This window comes from Streptococcus ovis DSM 16829 (assembly GCF_000380125.1).
Taxonomy (GTDB): domain Bacteria; phylum Bacillota; class Bacilli; order Lactobacillales; family Streptococcaceae; genus Streptococcus; species Streptococcus ovis.
Genome location: NZ_KB904576.1, coordinates 1 through 5,409, shown reverse-complemented (window position 1 = coordinate 5,409; position 5,409 = coordinate 1). Strand labels below are relative to the sequence as shown.

The 5,409-nt window shown below is 38.5% G+C and carries 10 protein-coding genes; all 10 read right to left on the bottom strand.

Going from position 1 to position 5,409, the window contains the following annotated elements; genetic code table 11:
- Positions 1-1,385: pLS20_p028 family conjugation system transmembrane protein (locus A3I9_RS0106355; protein WP_018378208.1), on the bottom strand; the 1,385-nt coding region annotated here is incomplete at its 3' end.
- A 116-nt stretch (positions 1,386-1,501) separates the two neighbouring features.
- Positions 1,502-2,023 carry a hypothetical protein gene (locus A3I9_RS0106350; protein ID WP_018378207.1) on the bottom strand — a complete coding sequence of 174 codons (522 nt, stop codon included), beginning with the start codon at positions 2,021-2,023 and terminating at the stop codon, positions 1,502-1,504.
- Between the two features lie 11 nt (positions 2,024-2,034).
- Positions 2,035-2,439 (bottom strand): hypothetical protein, encoded by a 405-nt coding sequence (locus tag A3I9_RS0106345; RefSeq protein WP_018378206.1) that lies wholly within the window; start codon positions 2,437-2,439, stop codon positions 2,035-2,037.
- Positions 2,440-2,490: 51 nt separating this feature from the next.
- Positions 2,491-2,802, bottom strand: coding sequence for a hypothetical protein (locus A3I9_RS0106340; protein ID WP_018378205.1), 312 nt, complete (start codon positions 2,800-2,802; stop codon positions 2,491-2,493).
- Positions 2,795-3,130 (bottom strand): hypothetical protein, encoded by a 336-nt coding sequence (locus A3I9_RS0106335; RefSeq protein ID WP_018378204.1) that lies wholly within the window; start codon positions 3,128-3,130, stop codon positions 2,795-2,797. The genes A3I9_RS0106340 and A3I9_RS0106335 overlap by 8 nt, the downstream gene beginning before the upstream one ends.
- 19 nt (positions 3,131-3,149) lie before the next feature.
- Positions 3,150-3,587 carry a hypothetical protein gene (locus tag A3I9_RS0106330; RefSeq protein WP_026217365.1) on the bottom strand — a complete coding sequence of 146 codons (438 nt, stop codon included), beginning with the start codon at positions 3,585-3,587 and terminating at the stop codon, positions 3,150-3,152.
- A gap of 285 nt (positions 3,588-3,872) precedes the next feature.
- Positions 3,873-4,115, bottom strand: a complete 243-nt coding sequence (locus A3I9_RS0106325) for a hypothetical protein (RefSeq protein WP_018378202.1) — start codon at positions 4,113-4,115, stop codon at positions 3,873-3,875.
- On the bottom strand, positions 4,112-4,495 hold the full coding sequence (locus A3I9_RS0106320) for a hypothetical protein (RefSeq protein ID WP_018378201.1): 384 nt from the start codon (positions 4,493-4,495) through the stop codon (positions 4,112-4,114). The genes A3I9_RS0106325 and A3I9_RS0106320 overlap by 4 nt, the downstream gene beginning before the upstream one ends.
- Positions 4,485-4,700: a hypothetical protein gene (locus tag A3I9_RS0106315; protein WP_018378200.1), complete on the bottom strand. Its 216-nt coding sequence runs from the start codon at positions 4,698-4,700 to the stop codon at positions 4,485-4,487. The genes A3I9_RS0106320 and A3I9_RS0106315 overlap by 11 nt, the downstream gene beginning before the upstream one ends.
- A complete protein-coding gene (locus A3I9_RS0106310) occupies positions 4,693-5,247 on the bottom strand; it encodes a hypothetical protein (RefSeq protein WP_018378199.1) in 555 nt (184 codons plus the stop codon). Before A3I9_RS0106310 ends, A3I9_RS0106315 begins: the two co-directional genes overlap by 8 nt.
- Between the last annotated feature and the right edge of the window lie 162 nt (positions 5,248-5,409).

The following is a 5,409-nucleotide window of genomic DNA, read 5'->3' as shown; positions in this document are numbered from 1 at the left end:
CCAGTCGCAAAGGCTTGACCAGCCATCATAGCCCCAATGAGTTGTTGAGCGGTATCACTGTGACCTGTAGAAACCCCAAGCCAGCGTTCAATCATGGTCACCCCTTGCATGGCCGCAAGGAATACCCCGATATAAACGACACAAGCAGCAAGACATTGTTCCCACATATTCAGTCCATCAAAGTAACCTCCTGAAAACTTCGTCACAGCTGAGACAGATAGGGTTGGTAAATCACGTAAGATTTCCATCGTAACACGCATAGTAGCAACCTCGAAGAAGATACCTGCTAAAGCCCCTCCTGCTGTCCGTAAAAGCTCTTTATATTTCTTAGATGACGAAAGAGAGGTATACCCTACGAGAGGCGAAATAAGAGCCTGTATAACAATATCAAAGATCGATTTAACAAGTTTAATAGCCATGCTAATCAACAAGACAATCAGAATGGCATACTGGGCAAACATGCCTATCCAATTTACCTTGTAGCGTTTATAGACTGGTTCAAAGGCGTTTAATTGTCCGATGAATTTATGTTCATTGATGGTTAGAATACCGTCTTGTGTAGCATTGAGTTGGTGTAAGAATAATCCCTTCATTCCTTTTTGTTTCTTCTCCAAGGTATCAAGGAGCTCTGAATCTGTCGCTCCAAAGGTAGCGCTAAAATCAATTCTGGAGGCAAAATCAGAGGTATCTCGCTTGTCTGGACTATCCGTGATGTTATTGACAGGGGTTGAACCTTCTTTGGGTGGCTTAATAAATCCGTGATCATCTAAATGAAAGAGTTCTGTTGAAAAGTCATTGTCAATCAGGACTTTAAGGTCCACCACATTATTTTTCATAGGCTGGAGGGCCAAAGAAGAAAAGTAAGAAGAATCCTCTTCAGTTGTACTTTTTACCGTTTGGATATTTTGGGCATCTTGGGCGATTGTAGTTGAAACAGCTGTCAGTGCCATGGGCATAACCGAAGAAACAAAGGTCACTAACAAGAAATTGGTGATGGCTCCCTTGTATTTGACAGGCTTAGTAAATACTCCTGTAATCGAACTAGTCACCAAAATCAACGTGAATAAGGTTGTTCCTATCAGCTGAAACCAATAGAAGAACTGCCCGATAATTGTCTCTTGATTTCCCAGGTATCCAAAGAGACCAAAAAGCTTAAAGAGGTTATTAAAAACATGTTCTAAGCTAGCTGTGATAAAGTATAAGCCTTTAGCTAGTGTACCCCACAAACTATTCAGGAAAGCCATATAGGCTGGTGTAGGCTCTAGGTAGTTACTCCAATACTTGTAGAACTCGACTAGTGGTGCAGACCTTGGGTCTGTCGCTGGAATTTCTCTATGTAAATCCTTAAAATTCGACATTAGGTCTGAAAAGCTATCGTATGTCATTATCTTCTCCTTATAGTGTTTTTATTTCTACCATAAGGGATAATGATAATTCTTGCAGTAAGGGAAAAATCACTGAGAAAAACAAAAAGGAGACTGTTTAAGCTCCTTGAAAATGATTATTCTTTAGCTGTACCAGTGAAGACAAAGTCATCCCCATAGCCATAGATAGACCCTAGAGCAATAATTTTGATGTTTTCTCCATCGTTACTTAAAATACTCTGATAAACAGCCTGCTGTTCAGATTTTGTTACTTTACCATCCATATTAACATCGTTATCTTCTAGCACAAGATAAAATACAATATCCTTATCAGAAATCTGATCTTTATATTTTTGTGCTTCCCCCTGGAGTTCGGAGTTTAGATCCTCTTCATCTACGACAATATATTTCTTGGTATAAAAATCATCTCCAGAACCATCAGAAATCCTACTCTTTTGAACATTAAAATTAAATTCGTTGGTATTTTCTTGGAAATAATAGGCATTATCTGTATCAGAACGATAGTAGCCCAAATAACGGCTTTTAAGCGTGCTAGGCGTTCCGTCCGCATTCTTGGACGGTTGACTTGAACAGGCGGTTAAAACAGCCATACAGAGGCCTAGAAGCCCTAAAACCAATATCATTTTTCTTTTTACCATGGATAATCTCCTTATTTCTCAATTGTTTCTGCTGGTAGAGCAAAGAAAGGCAAGTGTAGCGGGAGTTCGTCAAAATCTATGCCAAGAACATCTGCCAACTCACGAATCTCTTTCATGAGTGTATCAATCTCAGTCTCCAAAAGGTCAAAACGTTTTTTCGATAAGACTTTTTTCACTTTATTGGCCTGGTCTGCCACAAAACCAAATTGATAAGTTATCTCACGTTGGGAACTGTCCCAATAATTTTGAGCAATCTTTCGCTTTTTCTCCGTGGCATTGATATAGTCTGCGAGAGCATGATAACTATCCCAGGCAACTGATTCCCATTGTTCAGCTTCTTTTATCTGAGCTAACAATCGATTTCGCTTAGCTGTTAGCTCTTCGATTTCAGCAACAAGCTCTTGTGTTTCTGTCATTGATATCCCCCCCACTTACTTTTTCTATTATACCAAATTTTCAGCCGAAAATCACTTCTCCATAAAGCGATTGAGCCACATTGTGGTCAGTTCCTCAACCCTATCTTGCTTGATTTTGGCATACTGTAGTTTGATTTCATTTTTGAGCAGGAGTTCTAAAATCTGAGCCTGTTGTTCTTTTATATCTGTCAAGGTCTCCGCAAAGCGATTTTCGTATAAATCTAGTCCCCCAGCTTTTACAATGCTCTCTAGCTGTACCAACATAAACGCATTAAGAGACCGATAGCCTTGTTCTTTTGCCATCATCTGTAATTGAACATAGATGTTTTCTGGAACACCTCGAATAAGATAATTTTTAGCCACTGCTTTCTACCTCCCCTTCGTATTCCAGCCAGCGTGAAATGTGGTCCGCATAGCGTGCCATTTTGGCTTCGTTGTCAGCCAATAAGTCTGTCTGTTTTTGGGTTAACAACAGAACATGATCAGATGTCAATTTCATATTTTCCAGGTGAGCCAAGTAGTTGGCTTCGACCCGATTAAATTTTCCTTTTTCAATTTTTTCACGCAAGACCTGTACTAAAAAATCATTGAGGGATTTTGCTTTTATCCTTTTAGCCTCGGCCTTCAGATAATCAATTTCAAGAGGTGTTAGTCCTCTAATTTTTAATTCGGTTCGTTTGTCTACTGCCATTATTTCTCCTTTATCTAATTTACCCAAAAGGATTATCAAGGGTTCGTCTTTTTTGCTCGACATAATCCGCAAGCAAAAAGTAAAACTCATTTTCTTTTGTCCCTGTTGACTTTGCTTCTAACTCATGCAAAATCTCTAAACTATCTGGCGCACGGATTAGAAATTCTCGAAACCCTTCAATCGCTTCCCTGGTATTTTTTTCAGGTGAATTTCTGGAAGTAATCAGCAATTCTTGAATGAGATTGAGCTGATGTTTGACAATCGTTTCAAAGTCATCACTATAATCTGGTGTCCGTAAAAAGGTTTTGATTTTGACAATCCCTTGCGGCGAAATATAGGTCACACCATCCTGGATTTTAACCTCATCATCTGCCAGTTTTGGACGATGATACCTGACTAAACTTTTTGTAATATCCAACTCTTTGGCAACCTCTAACATGGTTTTCCAGTCGTCCATAAAGCACCTCACTTTCCCTTTCATTTTGAGGGGGACAAAATAGGGGGCAATTTGACCAGTTTTTTGACTAGGCAATTTGACCACCTCATTACTCCCCTAAGCTCCAGAAAAGAGCATAAGGGAAACTGTCCCAACGTACCGTTTGGAGTTGATAGTATCAACGTTTCCGCTGTCCCCATTTTTCTCGGCTACGCCTACATAAAACACACACTCATTTTTACCACCTATTTTCTAAAACACACTACCACACACTCACAATATTTAAAAATAACACACCTGAACACACTAACTTCTATCCTTCTTTTTGATCTGTCTTCGCTCCTCCATAGAGATAATTCTGATACGTTTTGGAATAACAACTAAGCAAAAACAAACCAGGGCAATTGAGGCAGGTAATGTCATTTTTCTATCTGTTTTTGAGGCCAGTGTTATCTCTAAAAAGCAAACTGGATAGAAGGCCAACATGAGTAAAATAGCTACCACAAAACCATGTAAAAGGGCTTCCCAAATTCTAAAAATAAATGTCATTGATTGCCTCCTTTTTGACGTGCTTGTCTTGCCAAAATTTTGATTTCTTCGTGCATTTTTTGACAGTTTTCCATCACATTTTTAAATAATAACGGATCAAAATGTTGGTAGATTTCAACAATTGGTAACATGGGAAAACCATCTTTTCGTTCTGCCTCTAAATATGCTTTAACCTGCTTTTCAGTAGAGATAATCCCATCAACTCGTACTAAAGCAGGAAGATAACTAAGAGCCTCATTGGTCTGGTAAAAACTAACTGCAACATCTCCCGTTTGAACCGTTTTAAATTCTGGTTGGTCTTCTGATAATTTGAAATAATAGGCAAACTCTTCTTGTCCTACACCCGTTAGATAGTAGCCACGAATAATTTTATACTGCATTATGATCCCCTTCTCTTACAAATCTAAACGGTGCTTCATAGCAGCTATAATTGACCGTGAACTCTTTTGTTTTTTGAAGTGGTTTGGGCTTTCGGTAACGCTCTAAAAATTGTCGTGCTAACCCCTTTGTTTCAAAACTTATAACCACACCATTTTGACGAATAAAATCACCATCATAAAAATTAAAAATGATCCATCTATTCATATTTTTTCTCCTTGTGAAATGCCCAAGACATTACTTGATTATGGTTCGCCATTGCTTGTTTAAAGCCCCTTAAACGGCCTTCTTCATCATCTACGCAACAAATCCCTTCGCGTTTTATATATTTACAGAGAGACGAATAGTTGAGTTCCAATTTCTCTGCAATTTCTTTCCTGAATAACCCCTGTTTGGCTAAAAACCTGATTTCTTTTCCCTTGCCTACAGGCGTCCCTTTATAAGAATTACTCAAACCTAGAACTACCCTTTTAGAAGCAACAGAGCCATAAGAACGCCCTAATAATTCAGCCTGTTCTTTAACTGTTACTTTTCCATTCATATTTTTTAAGGCGTTAATTTCCCACTCCGTCCATTTATCAAGTAATTTGGTATGAACTCCTTCTTGCCTTAGTTTATGGACTTGCATCCTAACTGCACCAGGTGTTCTATCTAAATATTGAGCAACTGTAATACAGGTATCTAGATCAGGGTTTTCTGCAAACATTCTAACGTACTCTATTTCATCACTTGACCATTTTCCTTTGTTTACCATAAATAAATTTTCTCCTTAGTATCCTAGATATAATGTAAAAGGCAGTTTGATTATTTTATCTATTTCTATTTTTATCCCACATCCTCTTCAAATAATTGTCCTTGTAGTCCATGTTTCAAGCCCTCCTGTGCTCGTTGAATAGTCTCTTTGATGATTTGCCCT

Bases quoted from the DNA above. Each gene is read 5' to 3' on its own strand.
- A3I9_RS0106350 (WP_018378207.1), bottom strand. From the start codon at position 2,023: ATGGTAAAAAGAAAAATGATATTGGTTTTAGGGCTTCTAGGCCTCTGT.
- A3I9_RS0106345 (WP_018378206.1), bottom strand. From the start codon at position 2,439: ATGACAGAAACACAAGAGCTTGTTGCTGAAATCGAAGAGCTAACAGCT.
- A3I9_RS0106335 (WP_018378204.1), bottom strand. From the start codon at position 3,130: ATGGCAGTAGACAAACGAACCGAATTAAAAATTAGAGGACTAACACCT.
- A3I9_RS0106330 (WP_026217365.1), bottom strand. From the start codon at position 3,587: ATGGACGACTGGAAAACCATGTTAGAGGTTGCCAAAGAGTTGGATATT.
- A3I9_RS0106325 (WP_018378202.1), bottom strand. From the start codon at position 4,115: ATGACATTTATTTTTAGAATTTGGGAAGCCCTTTTACATGGTTTTGTG.
- A3I9_RS0106320 (WP_018378201.1), bottom strand. From the start codon at position 4,495: ATGCAGTATAAAATTATTCGTGGCTACTATCTAACGGGTGTAGGACAA.
- A3I9_RS0106315 (WP_018378200.1), bottom strand. From the start codon at position 4,700: ATGAATAGATGGATCATTTTTAATTTTTATGATGGTGATTTTATTCGT.
- A3I9_RS0106310 (WP_018378199.1), bottom strand. From the start codon at position 5,247: ATGGTAAACAAAGGAAAATGGTCAAGTGATGAAATAGAGTACGTTAGA.